Genomic DNA, 23,013 nt, shown 5'->3' on the forward strand with positions numbered 1-23,013 from the left:
AAAAATATGTTGGAATAAGTAAAAAATTAGGTTAAAATAACATTCGAGAATTAAAACTAGTACTTTTATCTATAATTTAAAGTTGTGTAGGAGTAATTTGTACTCTTTTTTAGAGGGGTAATAGTTAATTAATTCTATAAATAGGGAGGTTAATTAGTTGCAGTAACCAATAAAAAATTAAATATAAGGGGTGTACATAATTGAAAAAGCAGTTTAAATCTAGCTCTTCTATTAAATCCAAGCTAATTGGAATCTCTATTTTACTATTGATTGTTCCGATGATTGTAATTGGAGTGACAAGTTACCAGAAAAGCTCTACTAGCTTAGAGCAAATAGGTAAAACAAACTTGCAAAACAGTGTTGAATTTACACTTGCTACAATTGATGCTTATAATTCGGAAGTTGAAAAAGGAAATATTTCACTTGAAAGTGCTCAAGAGAAAGTAAAGGAGATTATTTTAGGCGAAAAGAATGGGGATGGGATTCGACCTATAAACTCTTCAATTGATCTTGGTAAAAACGGCTATATGATTGTATATAGTCAAGATGGAACTCGTATTGCGCACCCATCTAAAGAGGGTGCTAGTGCATGGGATGATGAGGATGAAAACGGTGTAAAATTCGCTCAAGAAATGATTAAATTAGCGAATGCCGGTGGTGGCTTTACTTTTTATAATTCAGCATTACCAAATAATAAAGAGCAAATTGAAGAGAAGGTTTCCTATTCAAAAATAGACCCAAACTGGGATTGGGTAGTGACTGCCAGTACCTATATGATGGATTTTAATCAACCTGCTACAGAGCTGTTGACTATTATTCTTATTGTTATGGGTATTTCAATTATTTTAGGGGTAATCATCATATGGTTCTATGCAAATTTAATTACAAAACCAATCATTAAAGTAACGGAACAGATGGGACATCTAGCAAATGGTGATTTAACGAAAGAACTGCTGCTAGTCAAATCAAAAGATGAAATAAGCAGATTGGCTGATACCATCAATTTATTACATAAAAATCTTAAAAATTCGATGAAAAAGGTTTCCGAAACTTCAGAGTCATTAACTAGTCAAAGTGAAGAACTATCACAATCTGCCGATGAAGTGAGAATGGGATCAGAACAAGTGGCATCTACTATGCAAGAATTGGCTGCTGGTTCAGAAACACAAGCTAATCATGCAAGTGAATTAGCTTCTGTAATGAATACTTTTGTCGAAAGAGTCCATGATGCAAATGAGAATGGGTTACGGATAGAGGAGAATTCAAAAGATGTATTAAATATGACCAATGACGGATCGGAATTAATGAAAAAGTCAATTCAACAGATGGAAAAAATCCATTCCATTGTAAATGAATCCGTTAAAAAGGTTGCAGGGCTAGACAAGCAATCACAGGAAATATCAAACCTAGTTACCGTCATTAAGGATGTAGCCGATCAGACAAATCTTCTTGCTTTAAATGCTGCAATTGAAGCTGCAAGGGCTGGAGAGCATGGAAAAGGATTTGCTGTAGTTGCTGATGAGGTAAGAAAACTGGCTGAGCAAGTATCAAACTCTGTAACAGATATTACGGGTATTGTAGACAATATTCAAAAGGAAACTTCTTTCGTGTCCGACTCATTAAAATTAGGTTATAAAGAAGTAGAACAAGGCAAAACACAAATTGAATCAACAGGTGAAACTTTTGAAGGGATCAGCAATGCTGTAAAAGAAATGGTAAATAGTATTACAACGATCGGCAAAAACTTATCAGAGATTTCAGCTAGTACACAAGTGATGAACGGTTCTGTTGAAGAAGTTGCATCGGTATCTGAAGAATCCGCTGCTGGCATTGAACAAACAGCAGCATCTGTTCAACAAACAAGCAGTATAATGGAGGAAGTAGCCGGAAGTTCGAAACAACTTGCCAATTTAGCAGAAGAACTCAATACATTAGTGAGAAAGTTTAAACTTTAATTAATTTTTGGCAGCACGCCCTGTGAATAAAATGTAACCAATCTTAAAACCTTTAGCGATTAACTTTCGTTAAAGGTTTTTTTAAAAAAATCCACCTTTTCACTATGCAGAATAATTTGTCAAAATCTTAAAACTTATATTTCCTATAAAATAACTATGTTTTATTGTATCGTTTTGTATTATTATAAGGTTTGAATTATTATAGATTTATCACCATACTGCTAGGGGGCTTTTCTAAATGAGTGTTTTAGAATTACTGGATAAGTTAGATCAAATCGAAATTTTATATGAGCCAATCTATAGTGCAGATGGGCATCGCATTGTGGCTTATGAAGCGATAGGCCAAGTGGAAAGTGAAAATGAAAAAGAGCCGATTAATATTGAGCAATTTACATATGAAAAAGACGTACCAGCAGATATTAGAGCAGAAATTGAGCAAATCTTTGTTCGCAGATCGTTGCAAAATGTTGCCCATTTAATTGATGATGTTGGTTTGTATATTCCGTGCAACCCTGAACTGCTTTTGCTTGATTTTGGAGAAAGCTATTTTTCAATGCTGAAAGAAACAGTCGCTGAATCGAACCTCCGAAATATTACCCTTGTCATGACGGAACATCTTTACGAAGGAGAGATGAATCAGCTGCAGCATTTAATTCGCTATATTAAAACATATGGCATTAAAATTGCATTGGCAGATGTTGGCTCACAAACACAGCTTGAAAATATTTTACTACTTGAACCGGCTATTCTTAAAATTAATGTCGGCCAGTTGAACTATAATTTATGGGGTGCGCAAAACCATGCGTTTTCAACTATTCGTACACTCGCTGTGAAGATGGGAACGCAATTATTAATCGAAAATATTGAAACGGTCTATCAATTACAGCACGGCTGGAAAAACGGTACCCGTTATTTCAAAGGGCCTTATTTGCAACTGCCGCATAAAGAGCTGCAAGTACGCGATTCTTTAAAAGAACGTTTCCGTAAAGATTGTGAGCAGTTTATTGCTACGGAGAAGAAATTGCTTCTGCAAAAGTATGAGGAAATGAAACGTCTTGAACGGATGATTTGTTCAACAGTCGATCAAATCAATCCATCTACATCACAAATTGATAAACTGATGCAGCTGGCAAACGCATTGGAAAAATGTGCATTTCGTATTTATATTTGTGACAGCAATGGTTTCCAAACATCCCCGAATATCCGCTGGAACGATGAAAAATGGGAAAAGCAAGAAGAAATCATCGGTAAAAACTGGAGCTGGCGACCGTACTTTCTGTTGAACATTATTAAAATGACAAAAGACAATAAAGGCGAGTTTTCCTCCGTCTACAGTGATATTGAAACAGGCGAGTTAACACGCACGTATTCAATGGCTATTTCAAACGAAGAGTTTTTGTTTATTGATATTAAATACGATTACTTATATGAACATAATATTGTAAATTGACAATGAATAATATCCATATGTTTGAAATCACACAGGAAAAACGCTACTATTATGTTAGTATTTCAGTAAAAAACCGTTTACTGGCGTTCTATAAAAATGGCAAATAGATTTATAGCGCCGGTTCATTAAAATGAAGGGGTTTGATTGAATGAAGAGACCGACAATTTTAGTATTAGGCGCAGGGTACGGAGGATTAACAACGATTGTAAATCTTCAAAAATTAATCAATACAAATGAAGCAGAAATTATTTTAGTGAACAAAAACGACTATCATTATGAAACAACATGGCTGCATGAAGTAGGGGCAGGAACGATTTCTCCAGATAAAGCACGTTATCCGATTTCAAAAGTTATTAATCACAATGTAACGTTCGTCATTGCCAATGTAGAAAATATTGATGTCAATACAAAGAAAGTAGAAACATCAGCTGGTGAGTTTTCATATGATTATTTAGTGATCGGCTTAGGCTTCGAAGGGGAAACATTCGGTATTCCCGGTCTGAAGGAACATGCATTATCATTGACGAATATTAATACCGCACGCCAAGTCCGTGAGCATATCGAGTATCAGTTTGCTTCTTGGACATTGGATGAAGTGAAAGACGACAGTAAACTTACGATTGTCGTAGGTGGTGCCGGCTTTACAGGCATAGAATTTTTAGGGGAGCTCGGCAACCGGATTCCTGAGCTTTGCAGAGAATTTGATATTCCTCAGGAAAAAGTACGTCTTCTTTGTGTAGAAGCAGCACCGACCGTATTACCTGGATTTGATCCGGAATTAGTCGATTATGCGCAGGATCAGCTGCGTAAAAAAGGTGTGGAATTTTCTATCGGCACACCGATTGTGGAAGCAACAGCAGAAGGCGTGAAAATTAAAAAAGATGAAGAAAATACGGAATTCATTAAAGCCGGTACAGTTGTATGGGCTGCAGGGGTACGTGGAAATGCTCTAATCGAGACTTCCGGTATTGAATCGAACCGTGCACGTATTGCAGTTCGGGAAGATATGCGCGCACCAGGTTTTGATGATGTCTTTGTAGTGGGAGACTGTGCATTTTTATTGAATGAAGAAGCAGGCAGACCTTACCCGCCAACAGCTCAAATTGCGATGCAGCAAGGTGAGATCATTGCTAAAAATATAAAGCATTTAATGAATGATGAGCCGACAGAAGTATTTGCTTACGATGATAAAGGAGCTGTTTGTTCATTAGGTCAAGAAGATGCCATTGGAACAGCATTTGGTCGTAAATTTACAGGGAAGCCAGCATCAGCATTAAAGAAAGTCGTAGATGACCGTGCATTATATATAGTCGGCGGTGTCGGCTTAACGTTGGAAAAAGGGAAATTCAAATTTATATAAACGAACTTCAAACTTGCAAACGAGTGTGTAACGCTTCCTTTGCAAGTTTTTTAACTCTCATGAAGTTTTACTTTATCAGCATAGCAAAGGGGATTGTTATTTATGAAGAAGGATCGAGGAAAAGTTTGGCTTGGAGTTGCCGCAATTGTTGAAAATTCATCAGGAGAATGGCTGCTAGTAAAAAAAACATATGGGGGACTAAAAGGGGCTTGGTCATTACCTGCGGGGTTTGTCCAGCCAGCCGAAACAGTTACGACGGCTGCGACGCGTGAAGTTATGGAAGAGACGGGGATTCTTTGTGAAGTAAAGGGACTTGTCGGCTTCCGTTCCGGTGTAATCCTCAATGATATTAGTGATAATATGGCGATTTTTTATTGTAAGCCGGTGGATAATGATCAGCCTTTTACTTTGCAGGAAAGAGAAATCGGTGAAGCATGCTGGATGGCACCGAGTGAAATTATTCACCATGAACTGTCATCGGTTATGCTCAGAGAAATGGCAAACCAGCATGCGGCACAACATATTCACCCAATTATTGAAGGTGTGAACCCGGGGGACGTATTCGGCTATAGTGAATACCATCTGTTTTTCAAAAAATAAATGATTTACTTTATGAAGTATTTCTGACAATATTAGTATTCTATACGTTATTTTGGATGTTGAATTGAAAGGACCTGTTATATCATGTAAAATTATGATAGATTAATGGGGGTATACATAACATGAATGATGTTTCGCTAGTACAAGTAATCATTTCCGTCGTATTGTTTTTTGTCATGTTTTTCGGTATCGGCTTTTTATTGAATATGTTATTGCGGATGACATGGTTAATGGCTATTGTCTATCCGGTTGTCGTAATTTTTATCATTGATGAAGTAAGCTTTTTGGATTATTTCTTTAAGGCAGGGACAGCATTTCCGGCTTTAATCGATAAAATTCAAGCATTAAAGGTTGTTGATATTGTTGTCTTATCGGGTGGTTTTGGCGGGGCGATCGTGTCGGGCTTTGTCATGATTGCGCTGCGAAAAGCAGGATATCGCATGTTTTAGTTTACTTTAGCGGAGTATCCGCAACGAAAAAAAATAAAGGGGTGTGTTAAAAGCCGATTTAGCCTTTAACATACCCCTTTTTTATAACACTTGAATGGTGTACCATAAAGCCGCAAAAACAATTCCTGCCAATCCTCCGATGAATACTTCACTTTTTTTGTGACCTAATAATGTTTTTAAATCCTCTATTTTTTCTTGCTCATTCATTTCCGGCCAACGTTTAATTTCATCAAAAAACAAACGGAGATCGTGGCGCAGTTCGTTTAAAACGGCCGCGTGTTGCCCAGCCTGAAAGCGTACATGGCTCGCATCGTACATGACGATTCCTGCCAGCATCGCTGCAACAGCGAAAGTGGGTGAATCAAATCCGGTCTCAATACCGACCGCCGTCGCAACACTTGTTACAGCTGCAGAATGGGAACTTGGCATTCCACCGGTAGATGTCAGCAAGCTCCAATCCACTTTTTTCGTTACGATAAAATGGATTGGTACTTTTAAAATTTGCGCAAAAACAATCGCAAAAACCCCAAGCCAAAGCGGCGTATTTTGTAGAAGTTCGATAATTACACCTACTTTCTCCTCATTGCTATAATTATATCATTTTCCCTATAATCGTTTGAATTTAAACTTGCAGAAAAATAAAAATTATTGGATGTTTCGTTACCCGAATTAAAAAAATTTGTATATAATGAAACTATACATTAGGAGGGTTTTAACTATGAATATTGAATCAACAGCAAAAACGTTTGAAACACAAACTTCGGAAACATTGATTATCGGAGTACAAAAACATCGTGAACAAATGAAAAACTGGTCAGCGTTTAGTGAATTTTACGGAGATATCATTGATACATGGCTACATGCAGGTGAAATTTCATCAGACACAAAAAAAATAACGAAATTACCGTATTCAGGCAGCCACTCTTCACTTAAGCGTATTTACTTTGTCGGTCTTGGTGAACGTAAAAATATAACAGCAAACGAATTACGTGAAGTATTTGCAGCAGTTGGTAAAGAACTGAAAGCATCAAAAGTAAGTGATGTGGCAGTTTGGGTAGAATCGTTTACAACAGATCAGCTGGAAGAGGCGGAAGTTGCGTATTTAGCTGGTGAAGGTTTAAATCTAGGCTATTACTCAGTACAAAATTATAAAACGACTTCAAATGAGCCGAAAACATATTTTGATCAAATTCAATTTGTTACTGAAGCGAATATGGAAGATGTGATCGGTAATTTCGAAGTAGGGAAAATTTATGCGGATGCGGTTAATGAAGCGCGTACATTAATCAACTTGCCTCCTAATTTACTGACAGCAAGTGATTTGGCAGATTATGCAACAGAGCTTGCCAATATTTATGGTTTAGAGGTTGAGATTTTAAACAAAGCCCAAATGGAAGAACTGGGTATGGGCGGTATTTTATCTGTCAATAAAGGTTCTGTAGAAGAGCCTCGTTTAATCACATTGAAATATAAAGGGAAACCAGAATGGGAAGATGTGATCGGCTTTGTCGGAAAAGGTGTAACATACGATACAGGCGGCTACTCATTAAAACCGCGTGAAGGCATGGTCGGCATGAAAGGTGATATGGGTGGTGCAGCCGCTGTTCTTGGTGCAATGCGCATTATCGGTGAAACACGCCCGAAACAAAATGTCGTTGCCGTTATCGGTTCTACAGACAATATGGTATCAGGGGATGCATTTAAGCCGGATGATGTTATTACTATGTACAACGGCAAAACGGTTGAAGTATTAAATACAGATGCGGAAGGCCGTTTAGTACTGGCAGATGCTATGACATATGCGAAACAGCAAGGTGCCAACTATTTAATCGATGTAGCGACATTAACGGGCGGAGTAATCGTTGCATTAGGTAAAGATAAAACAGGTGCTTTAACAAATAACGAAGAATTTTTCGAAGAGTTTATGGGCGCGGCACTTGAAACAGGTGAGTTCGTATGGCGCTTACCGTTAACAGAAAGCGATAAAAAGCGTATCCGTAAATCCGAAGTGGCAGATTTAAACAACTCTCCGGGTCGTGACGGCCATATGATTTTCGGCGGCGGCTTTGTTGGAGAGTTTGCAGAAGGTACTCCTTGGGTTCACCTTGATATTGCAGGAACTTCTGATGCGGATGCACCGCATGCATTGGGACCAAAAGGCGGCACAGGTGCGATGGTACGTACTTTGGCAACACTAGTAGAATTACGCGATATCTAATCAACATGACAGGATGCTTTGCAAGGAAAAACTTGCAAGGCATCTTTTTCATTTTTAGGCGGGTGACTAGTGGCTCTCATAATTATGAATACACTATTCATAAGGGAGGAGGACATGAACATGGTTAATCGTTATAATCCAGGTTTTGGATTTGGATATCCATTTGGGGTTCCGTTTTTAGGGAGCTTTTTAGGAGGTTTTTTAGGGGGGTCGCTGAATAATAATCGTTACGGACCATATCCACCGTATTATCAACCGTATCCGCCTAATTACTACTATCCACCGTATTATCCGCGCTATCCGAGACGCTACTGGTAAGAATGCGGTAAGTAGATAAGGAGAGGCTTGCTCGTCCCCACATTGTTAGCTATGATGAGGAAAAGAAATATTACGAGTTTTGAGGGAACGAAATTATGAAAAATCCATATTTATATGGCTACTTACCATTCATTACAATTATTTTATTCAGTTTTTCATTCAGTATGTTGGCTATATCAGAATCGCTACAACTAATCCGTGCAATCGGTCTCTATAATGGAATGCGTGAGTTTTTATCGGATATGGAGCTGCGTTTCGTATTACTGATTGTATTTGTGCTACTATTTTTCATGATTTTTTCAGCATTGAAGCTGATCGGTGAAACGATTCATGAGCTTGGAATGCTGTTCTTCTCAAAAGATAAAGAAGGGCAAACGATCCATGCAGCACGCGGTGGATATGTCATCTTCTTTTTCGGAGCATTTGCTTCGGTAATTGGGAGTCAATCCTTACCGATTTTAGTCGGCATTTTTATGTTCACGATTTTTTGTTATTTTATTTACAACGTTTATAAGAAGAGTCAGTATATGTCCATTCCAGGAGTGATCGGATTAATCTTTTATGAAGTAATTACCTGGTTTCTATTAGTGGCTCTCGTCGTCTATGCCGTGATTAAGCTATACAACGGAATTCTTGCGAGCTTGCCGTTCGCATAGTATAAAAAAAGCTTGTTAGGATTTTAGCGGGGGAGGTGCGCTATTTAAAACTAACAAGCTTTTTTTATTCTGTTATTGCATTGAATATAGAAAAATGAATTTTTGCGCGTTCGATTGCTTCCATTGAAAGGGGCTGATCATAGCCTATCCAGACGGCTGCCGTAAAGTCATCCGTCAATCCGGCAACCCAATAATCTTTAAATTCGTTCGTCGTTCCGGTTTTGGCACCGATAAAGCCGGATGAGCTATAAAGACCTCTTCCTGTGCCTGTAGCTACCGTTTCATTCAAAAGGCTGCGCATCGTTTTCGTTGTCGAGGCAGACCATATTTCCTCACGTTTGTGCGGCCAGCTAAAAATCGTTTCTCCTGTTAAATCCGTTACTTTACGAATGCTATGAACAGGTACATAATAGCCGTCGATAAAGCTGGAGTATGCATCGGCCATTTCCAGTGAAGTCACACCGTATGTTAACCCGCCCAATGCTGCGGCAAATGTGCGGTCTTTTTCTATAATCGATTCAAAATTGAACCGGTTAATATAACGAAATGCTGTATCGACCCCTATGGCATTAAACAATCGTAATGCACTTGTATTAATACTGTTTTTGAATGCTGTTTCCACGGTTATATTGTTGTACCAAATGCGTCCATAGTTTTTCGGACAGAAATTCCCGACACAGTACGGACCGCCATTTACGATCGAATATTGTGTTGCGGAAGTTTCTTCAAAGTAAGGGGCAAACACACTGATGGGCTTAAATGCAGAACCCGGCTGTCTAGGTGATTGGAATGCACGGTGCAAATCATGCTTTCTATAATTCTTCCCGCCAAAAATACTGATCACTTCTCGTGTTTCATTATCAATAATCGTTGCACTTGCCTGTAAATCGGTCTTCGGTAAAATGCGGTTAATGGCCGCTTCATCCTGTCGCTGTTTCTCAGGTTGCAGCGCAGTATATACATGAACACCTTGACGTAAAATTGCGTCCGTTTTTTTCTTCAGCTCTAACTGTAGAAATTCCTTTTCCATTTTACCAGGTGTATTATCAATCTTTTCACGGTAACCCGTTTGTTCGGCAATGAGCCATTTCAGCTCCTGTAAAACGAATGTACTGTAACTTGGATACTGCTGTGCTTTTTGTTTAATATTTAATTGAATCGGTTCTTTTTTATACATCTTTGCTTCTTCAGCTGTAATAACCCTATGCTCTGTCAGTTTATCGATTAACCGTTCCTGCCTGCTTTTTGTATTTTTGAAGTGCACGACCGGATCATATAATGAGGGGTTGTTCGGAATAGCCGAGATAAAAGCGATTTCGGGAATGGAAAGTTTTGATAACGGCCGATTGAAATAATAAGTTGCCGCAGCTCCGATTCCGTATACTTGATTGCTGAAATACATTTCATTTAAATACATCTCAAAAATTTCGTCTTTTGAAATAGATTTCTCAATTTCGTAGGCATAAAAAAGCTCCATCAGTTTCCGCTCATATGTTTTGTCCGTTGTTAAATAACGCATGCGGACAAGCTGTTGTGTAATGGTGGAACCGCCCTGCTGGATAGACTGCTCCGATTTATTTGCGATGAGCGCGCGGGCAATTGCACTCACATCAAAACCGATATGTTCATAAAAACTTTCATCTTCACTGTATATAAATAGCTGTTTTGCAATTTCAGGGACCTCATCAAGCGAAAGTGGCTGTGACCATTCAGTATATTCTTCACTGAAAATTTTGTTGTTTGCATCATATAAGGTAATGGGCGATGTGGAAGTTACTTCAGGGAGCTTAATCGATTTCTTGATTAACTGTTCATACTGCTCCGCTTTCACTAGTTCTTTCCAAGCCTCATTCCCAATCAGAAGAAGTAAAGGAATGCTACATAAAATGACAATGTAGCCGAAAAGTTGTTTCATGGATAATTGGCCCCCAAATAGGATATTCATTATAATTGTCCAAACAAAAAACAACAAAACGAAAACGTACTAAGCGTAATCATCTGTTGTTTTTTAAAGATACCATATATACATTGAACATTTAAGCATGTTTTTTCAACATCTCGTCCATGTACTGCGTCGGAAGCTTTTTCAAAAAGGACATAATGACAAAGCCGATTAAAAATAATAGGCCGGTCGTATAAAATACGGAATGAATCCCGCCAAAGCTTGCTACAACCCCGCCTAATACCGGTCCGATAATATTGCCAAGGAAACGGAAACTCTGGTTATAGCCCATAATTTCGCCTTGCACTTCAATTGGTGCTTCACGGCGAATGAGCGCGGACGTAATCGGAATGAGACCGCCGGATATAATACCAAATAAGAATCGTAGTATAATAAGCTGCCATAACTCCGTAACGAATGCCTGTGGAATGATAAAAATGACGGCAAGGATTAACAAGTACGATAAAATTCTTTCATATCCATAGTGGTCGGCCAATTTCCCCCAAAATCTCGCGAAACATATATTACCAAGCCCAGCGGCACTAAAGGTAACGCCGGCGAGCATGGCTACTTCTTGAGAAGGGGTAAGTTCAGATACGTAAAGAGACAGCAATGGCTGAATGCTAAAGTTCCCGATCTGAATGAGTGAAGTTACGAACATTACATTTAAAATAAGGCGATGATGGAAAATAGCCCAGATTACATTTTTCCTTGAATAAATGGCATTTTTAACTTTACGGATAATGGTCGGTTCATGAATACCGAAAATGATAATTATCGCAGCAATTGTAATTGTGACTGCTGTAATGATAAAAGTGTACTTAAACCCGAAAGTATCTGCCATTAAGCCTCCTAATACAGGACCGAATAATGTTCCGCCGACACTGCCCATCTGCAATGTCCCGAGCGTTTTCCCGGCCACTTCTTTCGGAGTATGCTTACTAATGAATGCAATAGAAGTAGGGATAAAGCCTGTCACAACACCCATCGCAAGCCTCAGTAAAAAGAACTGCTCGACATTTTGAACATAACCCATTAAAAAGATACTTAACCCAACGCCGAAGCAGTTGATAATCATAATCGGCTTGTACCCGTATTTGTCAGCAATCCGCCCCCAAATCGGAGACATTAAAAATGCCGTAACAAATGTTGCAGCAAAGATTATTCCTGCCCATGTTTGTACATAGCTATCTGTAAAGTCGCCGAGTGTATCAATATATAAAGACAAAAACGGCATAATCATCGTAACAGAAGCCGCAACAATAAAGTTTGCTATTAAAATGATGATGAAATTATGTCTCATATTTTGCTTCAAATTATCACTTTCTTCCTTTTAAATTAATATTTAGTATAACTTATTTCGGAATACGAAGGAAGTCCTTCGCAAGTTAGTGGCTTAAAATATTAGAGTTATGGTAAACTTGGACTTGGTATTAAAGGGGAAGTTTGGTTTCTATACCTATACCCATCCATTCCACATTTTATTTAAAGGAGAGACAAAAATGTTTCCACAATTATCGAAAGAACTAAATCCAGGTGAAGTAATGGTAGAAATGAACACAACTATGGGTTCAATCAAAATTAAATTATTCCCGGAGCACGCACCAAAAACAGTTGAAAACTTTTTAGGTCATGCAAAATCAGGTTACTATAACGGTATTATTTTCCACCGTGTAATTCCGAACTTCATGGTACAAGGTGGAGATCCAACTGGTACTGGTATGGGCGGCGAGTCTATTTGGGGCGGTACATTCGAAGATGAGTGTGTTCCTGAACTAATGAACATCCGTGGCGCATTATCAATGGCCAATGCAGGTCCTGGTACGAATGGATCTCAATTCTTCATCGTTCAAGCACCTCAAGTTGAAGTATCTATGTTAAAACAAATGGAAGTGCGCGGCTGGTCAAAAGATGAAGTTGAGTTTTACAAACAAAACGGCGGTACACCATGGTTAGACGGCAAACATACAGTATTTGGCCAAGTTGTTGAAGGTATGGATGTTGTTGACAATATTGTTAAAGTTGACCGAAATATGCACGATAAGCCTAAAGAAGATGTTAAGATTGAGTCAATCACAGTAATTGACTAACTTTTAAAGGACGTGTGGGCACGTGAACCATTTTTTAATGAATTTCTCTGGTGGCTTTTTATATTTCCCGGAAGACAAGTCATTGTATCTTCCCGCTGCAATTGAATTCGCCATTTTACTGATTATTGTTTTGGTTACATTCCGGTTCGTCCGCCGTATCGCTGCTCGCCAAGCTGCACAGGCTAAAATTTTAGAAGAACGCGCATTAAAAGAACGTGATGCGCGTATCGCTAAAGAAAACGCTAAGGAAGAATAATAAAAACAATAATCAAATGATGGAATAGAAAAAGGGGCATTCCGGAAATTAATAATTCCGGGCTGCCCCTTTTGATTGTTTATTCGAATGTAGCCATTGTTCGTTTAATGCGTTCAACACCGTCCTGCAGCATTTCAAATGGACAAGCAACATTAATACGTAAGAAGCCTCTTCCTGATTCCCCATATTTTGTCCCTGGATCTAATGCAACTTGTCCTACCGATAGAAGACGTGCCATTAATTCCTTTTCTTCAATACCTGTTTTACGGTAGTCAATCCACATTAAATATGTCGCATCAGGAATTTCCACTTCAAGTCCTTCAATAGCGTTCAATTCTTTCACAACATATTCCATATTGTTTTTTAAATAAATAAGAAGATCATCCAACCAGGCAGCTCCTTCTGTATAGACAGCCTTTACGGCAGTCGAAGCAAATGTATTTAAACCTAAATTCCCGTGTGCCTGTGTATTTTTCTCGATTGCCGTAAATAGTTTTTTGTCTGGTGCGACAATCATTGCGGCATGAATTCCTGCAATATTAAATGTTTTCGTTGGTGCAATACATGTGATGATTTTTGCCTCGTTTGCTTTCGCTAATGTTAATACAGGCGTATACGATTTTTGAATTGAAATATCGGCATGAATTTCATCGGATAATAGATACACATCATATTGAATACAGAGCGCAACTAACTGTTCCAGCTCTTCTGGACTCCATACAATACCGATAGGATTATGCGGATTACATAAAACAAACAGTTTAATACCAGAGCGGAATATTTCTTCAAGCTCCTCAAAATTCATCATATAATGACCGTCTTGTTCGGTTAATTCACATGTCACGACTTCGCGTTTCTGAGCAGTCGGTACATTTGTGAATGGAGGATACGCTGGTGTAGACATACCGATTTTATCGCCAGGTTCTGTAAAGGTTTCGATAACGGTCGCGATTGCCGGCACAACACCAGGCTGGAAAATAATCGTGTTCGGATCAATCGTCCACTGATGGCGGGTACTATACCAGTGAACAATCGCATTTTTTACATCATTGTCGGCAAAAGTGTAGCCGAAGATAGGATGCTCTAATCGAGTTTTTAACGCTTCTGTTAAAGCTGCAGGCGGAGGGAAGTCCATATCTGCTACCCACATCGGAAGTAATTCTGTTGTATCTTTCAAATTGTAGACGACATTCATCATATCCCATTTTACAGATGCGGAACTGCGACGCTCATGAACTTTATTAAAAATAGACATTTAAACCCTCTTTTCTTATGCTTTCTTTCAGATTATGGTATCATACTAACTATTATAAGAGGTAGTAAGGTGAATCAAATGGATAATATTGAAATGAATCAAAAGTGTGTACATTTATTGGAACAGTGGGATCCTTTTAGCTACGGTTCCGAAAGTTATGCGACTGAAACGGCAGATGTAGTTGCTGCACTTCAAAATATTGACGATCCAACAACATTGGCGAAAGTCATTCAAAGAGTTTATGAATACTCTTTTGAACAATGGATTCCTTTTGAGCAATGTGTTGCAATCGCATATAAATTAATTGCCGTAAAATTTGAAGCGAAGTGTATTATATAAAAATGCAGGCGACCTGTAAGTTGAGGTCGCCCGCATTTTAATGTAATCCGTCAATTAAGTTAGAAACCGGTACTTCTAAAACAGTCGATAAAATTAAAATGTTTTGGGTTGAAGGAATTTGCTCACCGTTTTCATAGGCTGTCAGTTTTTCAATACTTACTTGTGTTCGTAATGAAAGCTCTTCAATTGATAAATTCTTTTCCGAACGTAAAGTTTTTAACTGTTCCTGAAACTGCAATTTCATTTCCCATCTCCTCCCCGTATATGTTTACTATCATATGAACAACAACTTATAAAGTCCTCTTAGTTGTGAAAATAAAAAAACTTGTCCGAATTCATATCGAACAAGTTTTTCAAGCTTAACTAAAGAAAACTTTATTAATAAAGATAGCTGCAATTGAAAGTGGTGCTACATAGCGTACAATGAACAGCCAGCAATTATAAACAACTGGTGATGTCATCATTTCTTCACGAGAAATTTTCTTTGAATAATAATATCCGGCAAAAATAGATGTTAAAAAGGCACCGATCGGCATTAAAATCGCGCTCGTTACATAATCGACAAAGTCAAAAATGGAACGTTCAAAAATGGTGATATCCGATAAAATTCCGAATGATAAAGCACTAGGAATACCGATGACAAAAATAATTGATGCTAATAACCAAGATGCTTTTTTGCGCTGGGCAGTTTTTTCCCGAATACCAATGGAAACGACCACTTCCAGCAATGCAATCGCTGAAGTAACTGTTGCAAACAGAAGTAAGATGAAAAAGACGAGCAATAAAAACCCGCCAAATGGCAATTGCTCAAAAACAGCTGGAATCATAATAAATACTAAGCCCGGTCCTTCTGTAGGAGAGAACCCTAATGCGAATACGGCAGGGAATATTACAAGACCCGCCAATAAAGAAATCGCGATATTCATACTTGCTACATTGACTGCTGAAGTTACAATTTTTTCTTTCTTAGATAAATAAGATGCGTATGTTATCATTGCCGCAACTCCAATACTAAGAGAGAAGAATGCTTGTCCTAACGCTAACATTAACGTATCGCCGTTCAAGTAAGACCAGTCCGGAATGAACATGAACTTAACACCTTCCATCGCACCGTCCAATGTAATGGAACGGATAAACAGCAAAATGAAAAATAAGAATAAAATCGGCATCATCCATTTACTCGCTGTTTCAATCCCGTTTTTTATCCCTGCTTGGACAATGAATAATGTTAGAAGCATGAAAGCAGCTTGTGCGATTAACACTTCCCATGGATTGGAAATGATATCTGAAAACAAAGTGCTGAAATCAGCCCCTTGTCCTGTAAGTGAAAAACTAACGGCCCGAACTATATAGCTCAATATCCAACCACCTACAACACTATAGAAGGATAATATTAACCCGCACGCAACAAGACCGATCCAACCGATCATAAACCATGGTTTATTTGGAGCCTGCTCTTTAAAAGATGTAATCGGATCTTTTTGACCGCGTCGTCCAATCATAAATTCCGCAATTAATATCGGCAAGCCAATTAAAACTGTACATATAACAAACAAAATAATAAATACACTACCGCCATTGGTCCCCGCCATATAGGGGAACTTCCAAATCGCGCCAAGACCGATTGCGCTTCCTGCTGCTGCAAGTATGAATCCGATCTTAGATGTAAATTGATCTCTAGATGACAAAACAAAACCTCCTCATATATATGCAATTACTCATTTTACAGTACGATTCACGTATTTAGCAAAAAGTTTTGTGAATTTATTGAATGTAATTATAGAAAGAGAAAAAAATTTCATATTTTTTTAGTAAGACTCTTATTTAATGACTTAAAAACGCTAGATTAAAGCGATTCTTTGTTACAGTCCGTCTCATATGTTATAATTTAACATGACATTTACGTATATACGAAAAGAAGGTAGGAACAAAGTATGGCAAAAAAAATTGAAGTGGGTGACGTGCTAACGGGTAAAGTGACAGGAATTCAACCATACGGAGCTTTTGTTGCTTTAGATGAATTTACGCAGGGACTTGTGCATATTTCTGAAATCACATACGGTTTTGTGAAGGATGTAAGTGATTTTTTATCCGTCGGGGATGAAATACAAGTTAAAGTTCTGGATGTGGATACAGATCAAAAAAAAATAAGCTTATCGATACGCGAATTGCAGGAAGTACCGTTTCACCGGAAAAGGGATATGCCGCCTCGACGTACTTTGCAAGATCGGGTTGATGAAGTGGATGCGGATGGCTTTCAAATTTTAAAGGAAAAATTGAAAGATTGGATCGAACAATCTGGACACTAAGCAGGACATGTTCAATTTATTTTTTAATAAGTTGGACATGTTTTTTATATGGGGGAAATTGGTCAGTTTTGAGCAAATTTCGTGAAAAAAGCGCTTTCTTCATTAATTATCAACGGAAATATTAAAAGTGTATAAAATGTGGCTAAATATTTAACAAACTCTGAATAAAGTATGTTACAATGTTGGCGGAAAGACCCAAATAAATCAAAATTTAAAGAGGCGAATAATAAAATGGCTGAAAATTTGAACTTATTTACATCAACTCAAGAAGTAATTCATGAGGCATTAAATAAACTAGGCTATGATGAAGCAATGTATGAATTACTGAAAGAACCGATTCGTATGTTGACTGTGCGTATTCCTGTAAAAATGGATGACGGTGCGACAAAAGTATTTACTGGTTACCGTGCACAGCATAATGATGCAGTTGGTCCAACAAAAGGTGGCGTACGATTCCACCCGATGGTATCGGAAGAAGAAGTGAAAGCGCTTTCGATGTGGATGACGTTAAAATGTGGCATTGTTGATCTTCCGTATGGTGGAGGTAAAGGTGGCGTTATTTGTGACCCACGCGAAATGTCAATGGGCGAAATTGAACGATTAAGTCGCGGTTATGTTCGTGCGATTAGTCAAGTAGTTGGTCCAACGAAAGACATTCCGGCACCGGACGTATTTACAAATGCTCAAATTATGGCTTGGATGATGGATGAGTACAGCCGTATGGATGAATTTAATTCGCCAGGATTCATAACAGGTAAACCAATCGTTCTTGGCGGTTCACAAGGTCGCGACCGTGCAACTGCGGAAGGAGTTACAATTGTCATCGAAGAAGCTGCAAAAAAGCGCAATATCGATATTAAAGGTGCACGAGTGGTTATTCAGGGCTTCGGTAACGCAGGTAGTTTCTTAGCGAAGTTTATGAGCGATTTAGGTGCAAAAGTCATTGGTATTTCAGATGCACACGGTGCGTTGCATGATCCGAACGGTTTGGATATTGATTACTTATTAGATCGCCGTGATTCGTTTGGTACGGTTACGACATTGTTTGAAAATACAATTTCAAACAAAGAGCTTCTAGAACTGGATTGCGATATTTTAGTGCCTGCTGCCATTGAAAATCAAATTACAGCAGACAACGCACATCAAATTAAGGCAAACATTGTTGTAGAAGCAGCAAACGGTCCAACAACAGCTGAAGCGACAAAGATTTTAACAGAGCGCGGTATTCTTCTTGTACCAGACGTTTTAGCATCTGCTGGTGGTGTAACGGTGTCTTACTTTGAATGGGTTCAAAACAATATGGGTTATTATTGGACGGAAGAAGAAGTACGTGAAAAATTATATTCTAAAATGACTACTGCGTTTGAAAATGTCTACACAACAGCACAAAACCGCAATATTAATATGCGTTTAGCTGCTTATATGGTAGGTGTACGCCGTACTGCCGAGGCCTCTCGCTTCCGTGGATGGGTATAATCATTATATTATTAAGTCTCACTCCTATAATTGGAGTGGGACTTTTTTGAAAAATAGGGGGAACCATTGATGAACGAATTTTCATTTTATAATCCAGTAAAGATTCATTTTGGTAAAGGGAGTATCGAACATTTACGAAAAGAACTTCCGCAATACGGCCAGAATATATTAATTGTATATGGTGGAGGAAGTATTAAATCGAATGGTGTATACGATGATATTATGACCATTTTAAATGACTTGAATATGAACGTATTCGAATTATCTGGTGTCGAGCCAAACCCTCGTGTAGAAACAGCGCGTAAAGGTATTGAAATTTGTAAAGAAAATCAGGTTGATATCGTATTAGCAGTAGGGGGCGGTTCAGTAATTGACTGCTCTAAATTAATCGTTGCAGGTGCAAAGGTGGAAGCGGATGCTTGGGATATCGTAACTAGAAAAGTAATGGCAACTGAAGCATTACCATTGGCGACTGTTTTAACATTAGCTGCGACAGCATCTGAAATGAACTCAGGTTCGGTTATTACAAACTTAGAAACAAAAGAGAAGTATGGTTGGGGCAGTCCCGCAACTTTCCCGAAATTCTCGATTTTAGACCCATCTTATACTTATTCGGTGCCGGCAAATCAAACGGTAAATGGTGTTGTTGATACAATGTCGCATATTTTTGAACAGTATTTCAACAATGCGACAAACACGCCGATTACAGATGAAATGAGCGAAGGGATTTTACGCACGCTGATTGAAGTTGCGCCAAAAGCATTGAAAGATCCTTCTAACTACGAGCATCGTGAAACATTAATGCTTGCGGGAACTATCGGTTTAAATGGATTCCTTGCATTAGGTTCACGCGGTGACTGGGCAACACATAACATTGAGCATGCGGTTTCAGCATATTACGATATTGCACATGCAAGCGGCTTAGCTATTTTATTCCCGAATTGGATGAAGCATAATTTACATGTGAATCCTTCGCGTTTTGCAAAATTAGCTGTAAATGTGTTCAATATTGATCCGACAAACAAATCAGAGGAACAAGTTGGATTGGAAGGTATTGAAGCATTATCTGCGTTTTGGACATCTCTTGGTGCCCCAAATCGCTTAGCTGACTATGATATTGATGCTACACACTTCGAAGAAATGGTTGAGCATTGCCTAGTATATGGTCCGTTCGGCAACTTCAATAAACTTGAAGCAGACGATGTACGCAAAATTTTAGAAATGTCTTTATAAGAACGTGAAAAAAGGAAGCGGTCGGATAGTGGGACCAGCTTCCTTTTTATTGGATTCAATTAAATCATGCCTTTTTCTGATTCAGGTTTTGTAGCGATATGTTTCCAGCTGCGTTCTCCATTATCCTCATCGAACGCCAACGTAACTTTTGTCACACCTTTTTGGTTTAACAGCAGTGTTGTTAAATGATCGCGTACATCATCTAAATAAGCGAGAGACAAACTTGGATCTGTTTCCGCAATAAGTTCCACATGTAAAAATTCGCCTTCTTTGATTACTTCAAGTCGTGCGATATCTGTTACATGCGGATCTTCCATCACAAGATTTCCGATATGCACAAGCATTTCCTCATCCGTTTCACCGATTGCACCACGTGCATTATCTAAAAAGACACGGCCAACTACGTAAAACATCATTAAACCGATTACCATTGAAATAAATCCTTCTAATCGGTAAAATTCGGTGAAATATGCAATAACAATTGCTAAAAACGCCAGGACATTACCCGAAGTCGCCACTAAGTCTTCCATCCATACAAGCTTTGTCGCCGGTTTTGCACGCTTTAAATATTTTGCAGACTGGAGAATTATTATCCCCTTAGGTTCTACGCTAACTTCATGAAGCACTTCTTTTGCAGCTTTATTTAAAACAAAACCTTCTAGAATAATACCAATTGCCAATACGCTAAGAGCGATCCAAATTCCTGAAGATTCAGATGCAGGATGGATAAAATGATGCCATCCTTCTTTAATTGTTTCATATGAAAGGATTGCTACAATTAAAACGGCGCCCAAACAGACTAAGTTAACAATACGTCCGTATCCATTCGGGAATTTTGGAGTAGGCGCCTTTTTTGCTAAGGCAGACCCTATGAATACGAAAAATTGGTTTGCGGCATCCCCGAAAGAGTGCATCATTTCGGCAAACATCGCAACATTTCCTGTAAAGAAGAACGCAACCCCTTTAATCGTTCCTAAAAATGTATTGACGAATGCTGCGAGTAAGGACGGTTTATTACCATCCTTTAGTAATTTGAAAAATTCTCCCATTGCGTTTTCCTCCGTTAATCTAAATATTCGATTTTAATATTTACTACATAATCCAATTTCCGAAGCCGGTTATAAAGTTCGATAGTATGGTTCGTTTCGACGGTAGATAATCGTATATCGATTTCATGTAATAGTTTTTCGGAAAATGGTACATCTCGGATTGAAATATTATCGATATACATATCATGCTCCCTCAAATAATCCACGACATTTTTTATATTGTCCGCTTGGTCGGTATTGATAATTAAAGAAACTTCGCGCATTCTTAGACGTTTTGGACCGAACTTCAATAGGAAGGGAGCAAGAAGTTCAATACCCAATACGACAATCAGGACCGTAATAAATGCTTCAATATAAAAACCAGCGCCTACAGCAATTCCGATGGCGGCGGCTCCCCAAATCATGGCGGCTGTTGTCAGTCCGGTAATACTATCATTCCCTTTACGCAAAATAACACCGGCACCTAAAAAGCCAATACCGCTTACAATTTGCGCGGCTAAACGTAATGGATCCATCGTAATGTTGATATCGTCCCGTGCAGGTGTTGAATAGGCAGTCTCAATTGAGATGATTGTAAGTAAACAACTGAATGTCGCGATTACTAAACTTGTCTTTAAACCGACTGGCTTCTTTTTCAATTCCCTTTCGATACCAATAATTAAACTTAGTGTAGCCGCAATTAGTAATTTTAATAAAATTTCTACGGTAAATTTATCATTCGCTAACCATTCCATATCCAAACATCTCCTTCATTTAAAATGGAATTCAAATCCTCTCGAAAAAAAATCTTTAATAAGGTATAGTTTGATAATGTGAATATGAGGTATCGCAAAATATTTCGTATTAGATGATATATATATAGAAAGAAGGGGTTATAGTGGATAAACCACCAATCCACCCGTATATTCCTATTATTATTGGCGTAATCTCTGTTTCCCTTTCTGCAATTTTTGTAAAACTTGCAAGTGCAGATGCTGGAGTTATTGCATTTTATCGTATGCTGTTTTCGATATTGATAATGCTGCCGTGGTTTTTAATGAAATATAGCAATGAAATAAAAGTGCTGTCAAAACGTGATTGGATATTTTCATCAATCGCAGGGGTATTTTTATCATTTCATTTTATATTATGGTTTGAATCATTAAATTACACTTCTGTAGCCAGTTCTACTGTACTGGTAACAATGCAGCCGCTGTTTGCATTTATCGGGACGTATTTATTTTTCAAAGAAAAAATAACGCTGCAGACATTTATTGCAGGGGGCATTGCGATTTTAGGCAGCGTCCTTATTAGCTGGGGAGATTTCCAAATTAGCGGTACGGCACTTTACGGGGATATATTAGCATTAATTGCATGTGCCTTAATAACAGGTTATTTATTGTTCGGGCAGGATGTACGGAAAAGATTATCACTTGTTACTTATACGATGGTCGTGTATTCCGTAAGTACAATTACTTTATTCTTTTATATTATTATAAAAGGGGAATCATTCGGTCCATATCCGGCGATTGATTGGATGTGGTTTATTTTATTGGCGATTATTCCAAACTTATTAGGGCATAATCTTTTCAACTGGGCATTGAAATGGACAAGTACGAATGTAATCTCGATTGCGATTTTATTCGAACCGGTTGGTGCAGCGTTACTTGCGATTTTAATCTTCAATGAATATTTGACTGTTTCCCAAATAGTAGGCGGATTAGTCGTTATTTTGGGGATTATGTTGTTTGTAGTAGACTTTAAAAAGTTTTTTAGAAAAAAAGCTTGATTTTAACTATCCTTTTGAGGTATATTATTACTTGTCCTTAAGAGGATGGTTACTTCGAAAATATTTTACAATAATTATTGACTTCAATAAAACATTGTAATATACTAATGTAAGTCGCTATTGAAGCGAAAGAATATTAGAAAATGTTATTGACATAATAGTTATAAAATGATAACATTGAGAAGTTCCTTTTGGGAGCACAATGAACCTTGAAAACTGAACAAGCAACGTTAATGAAACAAGCTTCTTAAATGAAGCAAACAATAGATTTCAACTTCTAACGAAGTCGG

General features: G+C 38.1%; 23 protein-coding genes. 15 read left to right on the forward strand and 8 right to left on the reverse strand.

What is annotated here, in order from left to right; all coding sequences use genetic code 11:
• Positions 1-200 precede the first annotated feature (200 nt).
• The 5 genes from AC6CH1_RS14170 (at position 201) to AC6CH1_RS14190 (ending at position 5,814) form a co-directional block, all read left to right on the forward strand.
• Positions 201-1,955, forward strand: coding sequence for a methyl-accepting chemotaxis protein (locus tag AC6CH1_RS14170; RefSeq protein ID WP_498318100.1), 1,755 nt, complete (start codon positions 201-203; stop codon positions 1,953-1,955).
• A gap of 238 nt (positions 1,956-2,193) precedes the next feature.
• Positions 2,194-3,405 (forward strand): EAL domain-containing protein, encoded by a 1,212-nt coding sequence (locus AC6CH1_RS14175; protein WP_251690072.1) that lies wholly within the window; start codon positions 2,194-2,196, stop codon positions 3,403-3,405.
• Between the two features lie 148 nt (positions 3,406-3,553).
• Positions 3,554-4,765, forward strand: a complete 1,212-nt coding sequence (locus tag AC6CH1_RS14180; RefSeq protein WP_498318102.1) for an NAD(P)/FAD-dependent oxidoreductase — start codon at positions 3,554-3,556, stop codon at positions 4,763-4,765.
• A gap of 102 nt (positions 4,766-4,867) precedes the next feature.
• The gene (locus AC6CH1_RS14185) at positions 4,868-5,365 is read left to right on the forward strand and encodes an NUDIX domain-containing protein (protein WP_498318104.1); all 498 of its coding nucleotides are present in this window, start codon (positions 4,868-4,870) and stop codon (positions 5,363-5,365) included.
• Between the two features lie 122 nt (positions 5,366-5,487).
• Positions 5,488-5,814 carry a YuiB family protein gene (locus AC6CH1_RS14190; RefSeq protein ID WP_251690069.1) on the forward strand — a complete coding sequence of 109 codons (327 nt, stop codon included), beginning with the start codon at positions 5,488-5,490 and terminating at the stop codon, positions 5,812-5,814.
• 81 nt (positions 5,815-5,895) lie between these two features.
• On the opposite strand, the gene AC6CH1_RS14195 is transcribed toward AC6CH1_RS14190, so the two are convergent.
• Positions 5,896-6,378, reverse strand: a complete 483-nt coding sequence (locus AC6CH1_RS14195) for a divergent PAP2 family protein (protein ID WP_427712445.1) — start codon at positions 6,376-6,378, stop codon at positions 5,896-5,898.
• A gap of 154 nt (positions 6,379-6,532) precedes the next feature.
• On the opposite strand from AC6CH1_RS14195, the gene AC6CH1_RS14200 reads away from it, so the two are divergent.
• The 3 genes from AC6CH1_RS14200 to AC6CH1_RS14210 all read left to right on the forward strand — a co-directional run bounded on the left by AC6CH1_RS14200 (position 6,533) and on the right by AC6CH1_RS14210 (position 9,006).
• Positions 6,533-8,032 carry a leucyl aminopeptidase gene (locus tag AC6CH1_RS14200; protein ID WP_251690068.1) on the forward strand — a complete coding sequence of 500 codons (1,500 nt, stop codon included), beginning with the start codon at positions 6,533-6,535 and terminating at the stop codon, positions 8,030-8,032.
• A gap of 120 nt (positions 8,033-8,152) precedes the next feature.
• Complete coding sequence (locus tag AC6CH1_RS14205; RefSeq protein ID WP_251690067.1) at positions 8,153-8,350, forward strand: hypothetical protein; 198 nt, start codon at positions 8,153-8,155, stop codon at positions 8,348-8,350.
• 95 nt (positions 8,351-8,445) lie between these two features.
• Positions 8,446-9,006 (forward strand): YufK family protein, encoded by a 561-nt coding sequence (locus AC6CH1_RS14210; protein ID WP_498318107.1) that lies wholly within the window; start codon positions 8,446-8,448, stop codon positions 9,004-9,006.
• 64 nt (positions 9,007-9,070) lie between these two features.
• On the opposite strand, the gene AC6CH1_RS14215 is transcribed toward AC6CH1_RS14210, so the two are convergent.
• Entirely contained in the window at positions 9,071-10,921 is a 1,851-nt protein-coding gene (locus tag AC6CH1_RS14215) for a transglycosylase domain-containing protein (RefSeq protein ID WP_498318109.1), read from the reverse strand.
• Between the two features lie 121 nt (positions 10,922-11,042).
• Positions 11,043-12,251 (reverse strand): MFS transporter, encoded by a 1,209-nt coding sequence (locus AC6CH1_RS14220; RefSeq protein WP_251690448.1) that lies wholly within the window; start codon positions 12,249-12,251, stop codon positions 11,043-11,045.
• 199 nt (positions 12,252-12,450) lie between these two features.
• Here AC6CH1_RS14220 and AC6CH1_RS14225 point away from each other — a divergent pair, with 199 nt between their 5' ends.
• Together AC6CH1_RS14225 and AC6CH1_RS14230 are read left to right on the forward strand one after the other, a co-directional pair.
• Positions 12,451-13,038: a peptidylprolyl isomerase gene (locus AC6CH1_RS14225; protein ID WP_008408840.1), complete on the forward strand. Its 588-nt coding sequence runs from the start codon at positions 12,451-12,453 to the stop codon at positions 13,036-13,038.
• Positions 13,039-13,060: 22 nt separating this feature from the next.
• The gene (locus AC6CH1_RS14230; protein WP_251690064.1) at positions 13,061-13,294 is read left to right on the forward strand and encodes a hypothetical protein; all 234 of its coding nucleotides are present in this window, start codon (positions 13,061-13,063) and stop codon (positions 13,292-13,294) included.
• Between the two features lie 79 nt (positions 13,295-13,373).
• Here AC6CH1_RS14230 and AC6CH1_RS14235 read toward each other — a convergent pair whose 3' ends face one another.
• Positions 13,374-14,549: a MalY/PatB family protein gene (locus tag AC6CH1_RS14235; RefSeq protein WP_498318110.1), complete on the reverse strand. Its 1,176-nt coding sequence runs from the start codon at positions 14,547-14,549 to the stop codon at positions 13,374-13,376.
• Positions 14,550-14,627: 78 nt separating this feature from the next.
• On the opposite strand from AC6CH1_RS14235, the gene AC6CH1_RS14240 reads away from it, so the two are divergent.
• Positions 14,628-14,888 carry a DUF1871 family protein gene (locus tag AC6CH1_RS14240; protein ID WP_251690447.1) on the forward strand — a complete coding sequence of 87 codons (261 nt, stop codon included), beginning with the start codon at positions 14,628-14,630 and terminating at the stop codon, positions 14,886-14,888.
• Between the two features lie 37 nt (positions 14,889-14,925).
• On the opposite strand, the gene AC6CH1_RS14245 is transcribed toward AC6CH1_RS14240, so the two are convergent.
• Together AC6CH1_RS14245 and AC6CH1_RS14250 are read right to left on the reverse strand one after the other, a co-directional pair.
• The gene (locus tag AC6CH1_RS14245; protein ID WP_427712429.1) at positions 14,926-15,132 is read right to left on the reverse strand and encodes a helix-turn-helix domain-containing protein; all 207 of its coding nucleotides are present in this window, start codon (positions 15,130-15,132) and stop codon (positions 14,926-14,928) included.
• 115 nt (positions 15,133-15,247) lie between these two features.
• The gene (locus AC6CH1_RS14250; RefSeq protein ID WP_251690061.1) at positions 15,248-16,576 is read right to left on the reverse strand and encodes a sodium-dependent transporter; all 1,329 of its coding nucleotides are present in this window, start codon (positions 16,574-16,576) and stop codon (positions 15,248-15,250) included.
• Between the two features lie 246 nt (positions 16,577-16,822).
• Here AC6CH1_RS14250 and yugI point away from each other — a divergent pair, with 246 nt between their 5' ends.
• The 3 genes from yugI (at position 16,823) to AC6CH1_RS14265 (ending at position 19,906) form a co-directional block, all read left to right on the forward strand.
• On the forward strand, positions 16,823-17,197 hold the full coding sequence (gene yugI, locus AC6CH1_RS14255; RefSeq protein WP_251690060.1) for a S1 domain-containing post-transcriptional regulator GSP13: 375 nt from the start codon (positions 16,823-16,825) through the stop codon (positions 17,195-17,197).
• Positions 17,198-17,428: 231 nt separating this feature from the next.
• The gene (locus AC6CH1_RS14260) at positions 17,429-18,673 is read left to right on the forward strand and encodes a Glu/Leu/Phe/Val family dehydrogenase (protein ID WP_251690059.1); all 1,245 of its coding nucleotides are present in this window, start codon (positions 17,429-17,431) and stop codon (positions 18,671-18,673) included.
• Positions 18,674-18,742: 69 nt separating this feature from the next.
• Positions 18,743-19,906, forward strand: a complete 1,164-nt coding sequence (locus tag AC6CH1_RS14265; RefSeq protein ID WP_251690058.1) for an iron-containing alcohol dehydrogenase — start codon at positions 18,743-18,745, stop codon at positions 19,904-19,906.
• A 59-nt stretch (positions 19,907-19,965) separates the two neighbouring features.
• Here the strand turns inward: AC6CH1_RS14265 and AC6CH1_RS14270 are convergent, their stop codons facing one another.
• Positions 19,966-20,955, reverse strand: coding sequence for a cation diffusion facilitator family transporter (locus AC6CH1_RS14270; RefSeq protein WP_251690057.1), 990 nt, complete (start codon positions 20,953-20,955; stop codon positions 19,966-19,968).
• A 14-nt stretch (positions 20,956-20,969) separates the two neighbouring features.
• Positions 20,970-21,689, reverse strand: a complete 720-nt coding sequence (locus AC6CH1_RS14275; RefSeq protein ID WP_251690056.1) for an MgtC/SapB family protein — start codon at positions 21,687-21,689, stop codon at positions 20,970-20,972.
• A 143-nt stretch (positions 21,690-21,832) separates the two neighbouring features.
• Here AC6CH1_RS14275 and AC6CH1_RS14280 point away from each other — a divergent pair, with 143 nt between their 5' ends.
• Positions 21,833-22,723 (forward strand): DMT family transporter, encoded by an 891-nt coding sequence (locus AC6CH1_RS14280; RefSeq protein WP_251690055.1) that lies wholly within the window; start codon positions 21,833-21,835, stop codon positions 22,721-22,723.
• Positions 22,724-23,013: the final 290 nt, after the last annotated feature.

It is taken from the genome of Solibacillus sp. GQ1 (assembly GCF_059758555.1).

Excerpts from the sequence above, each read along its gene's own strand:
- AC6CH1_RS14180 (WP_498318102.1), top strand. The coding sequence starts at position 3,554 with ATGAAGAGACCGACAATTTTAGTATTAGGCGCAGGGTACGGAGGATTA.
- AC6CH1_RS14235 (WP_498318110.1), bottom strand. The coding sequence starts at position 14,549 with ATGTCTATTTTTAATAAAGTTCATGAGCGTCGCAGTTCCGCATCTGTA.
- AC6CH1_RS14225 (WP_008408840.1), top strand. The coding sequence starts at position 12,451 with ATGTTTCCACAATTATCGAAAGAACTAAATCCAGGTGAAGTAATGGTA.
- AC6CH1_RS14240 (WP_251690447.1), top strand. The coding sequence starts at position 14,628 with ATGGATAATATTGAAATGAATCAAAAGTGTGTACATTTATTGGAACAG.
- AC6CH1_RS14220 (WP_251690448.1), bottom strand. The coding sequence starts at position 12,251 with ATGAGACATAATTTCATCATCATTTTAATAGCAAACTTTATTGTTGCG.
- AC6CH1_RS14275 (WP_251690056.1), bottom strand. The coding sequence starts at position 21,689 with ATGGAATGGTTAGCGAATGATAAATTTACCGTAGAAATTTTATTAAAA.
- AC6CH1_RS14265 (WP_251690058.1), top strand. The coding sequence starts at position 18,743 with ATGAACGAATTTTCATTTTATAATCCAGTAAAGATTCATTTTGGTAAA.
- AC6CH1_RS14215 (WP_498318109.1), bottom strand. The coding sequence starts at position 10,921 with ATGAAACAACTTTTCGGCTACATTGTCATTTTATGTAGCATTCCTTTA.
- AC6CH1_RS14185 (WP_498318104.1), top strand. The coding sequence starts at position 4,868 with ATGAAGAAGGATCGAGGAAAAGTTTGGCTTGGAGTTGCCGCAATTGTT.
- AC6CH1_RS14210 (WP_498318107.1), top strand. The coding sequence starts at position 8,446 with ATGAAAAATCCATATTTATATGGCTACTTACCATTCATTACAATTATT.
- AC6CH1_RS14260 (WP_251690059.1), top strand. The coding sequence starts at position 17,429 with ATGGCTGAAAATTTGAACTTATTTACATCAACTCAAGAAGTAATTCAT.
- AC6CH1_RS14270 (WP_251690057.1), bottom strand. The coding sequence starts at position 20,955 with ATGGGAGAATTTTTCAAATTACTAAAGGATGGTAATAAACCGTCCTTA.
- yugI (WP_251690060.1), top strand. The coding sequence starts at position 16,823 with ATGGCAAAAAAAATTGAAGTGGGTGACGTGCTAACGGGTAAAGTGACA.
- AC6CH1_RS14245 (WP_427712429.1), bottom strand. The coding sequence starts at position 15,132 with ATGAAATTGCAGTTTCAGGAACAGTTAAAAACTTTACGTTCGGAAAAG.
- AC6CH1_RS14190 (WP_251690069.1), top strand. The coding sequence starts at position 5,488 with ATGAATGATGTTTCGCTAGTACAAGTAATCATTTCCGTCGTATTGTTT.
- AC6CH1_RS14175 (WP_251690072.1), top strand. The coding sequence starts at position 2,194 with ATGAGTGTTTTAGAATTACTGGATAAGTTAGATCAAATCGAAATTTTA.
- AC6CH1_RS14205 (WP_251690067.1), top strand. The coding sequence starts at position 8,153 with ATGGTTAATCGTTATAATCCAGGTTTTGGATTTGGATATCCATTTGGG.
- AC6CH1_RS14200 (WP_251690068.1), top strand. The coding sequence starts at position 6,533 with ATGAATATTGAATCAACAGCAAAAACGTTTGAAACACAAACTTCGGAA.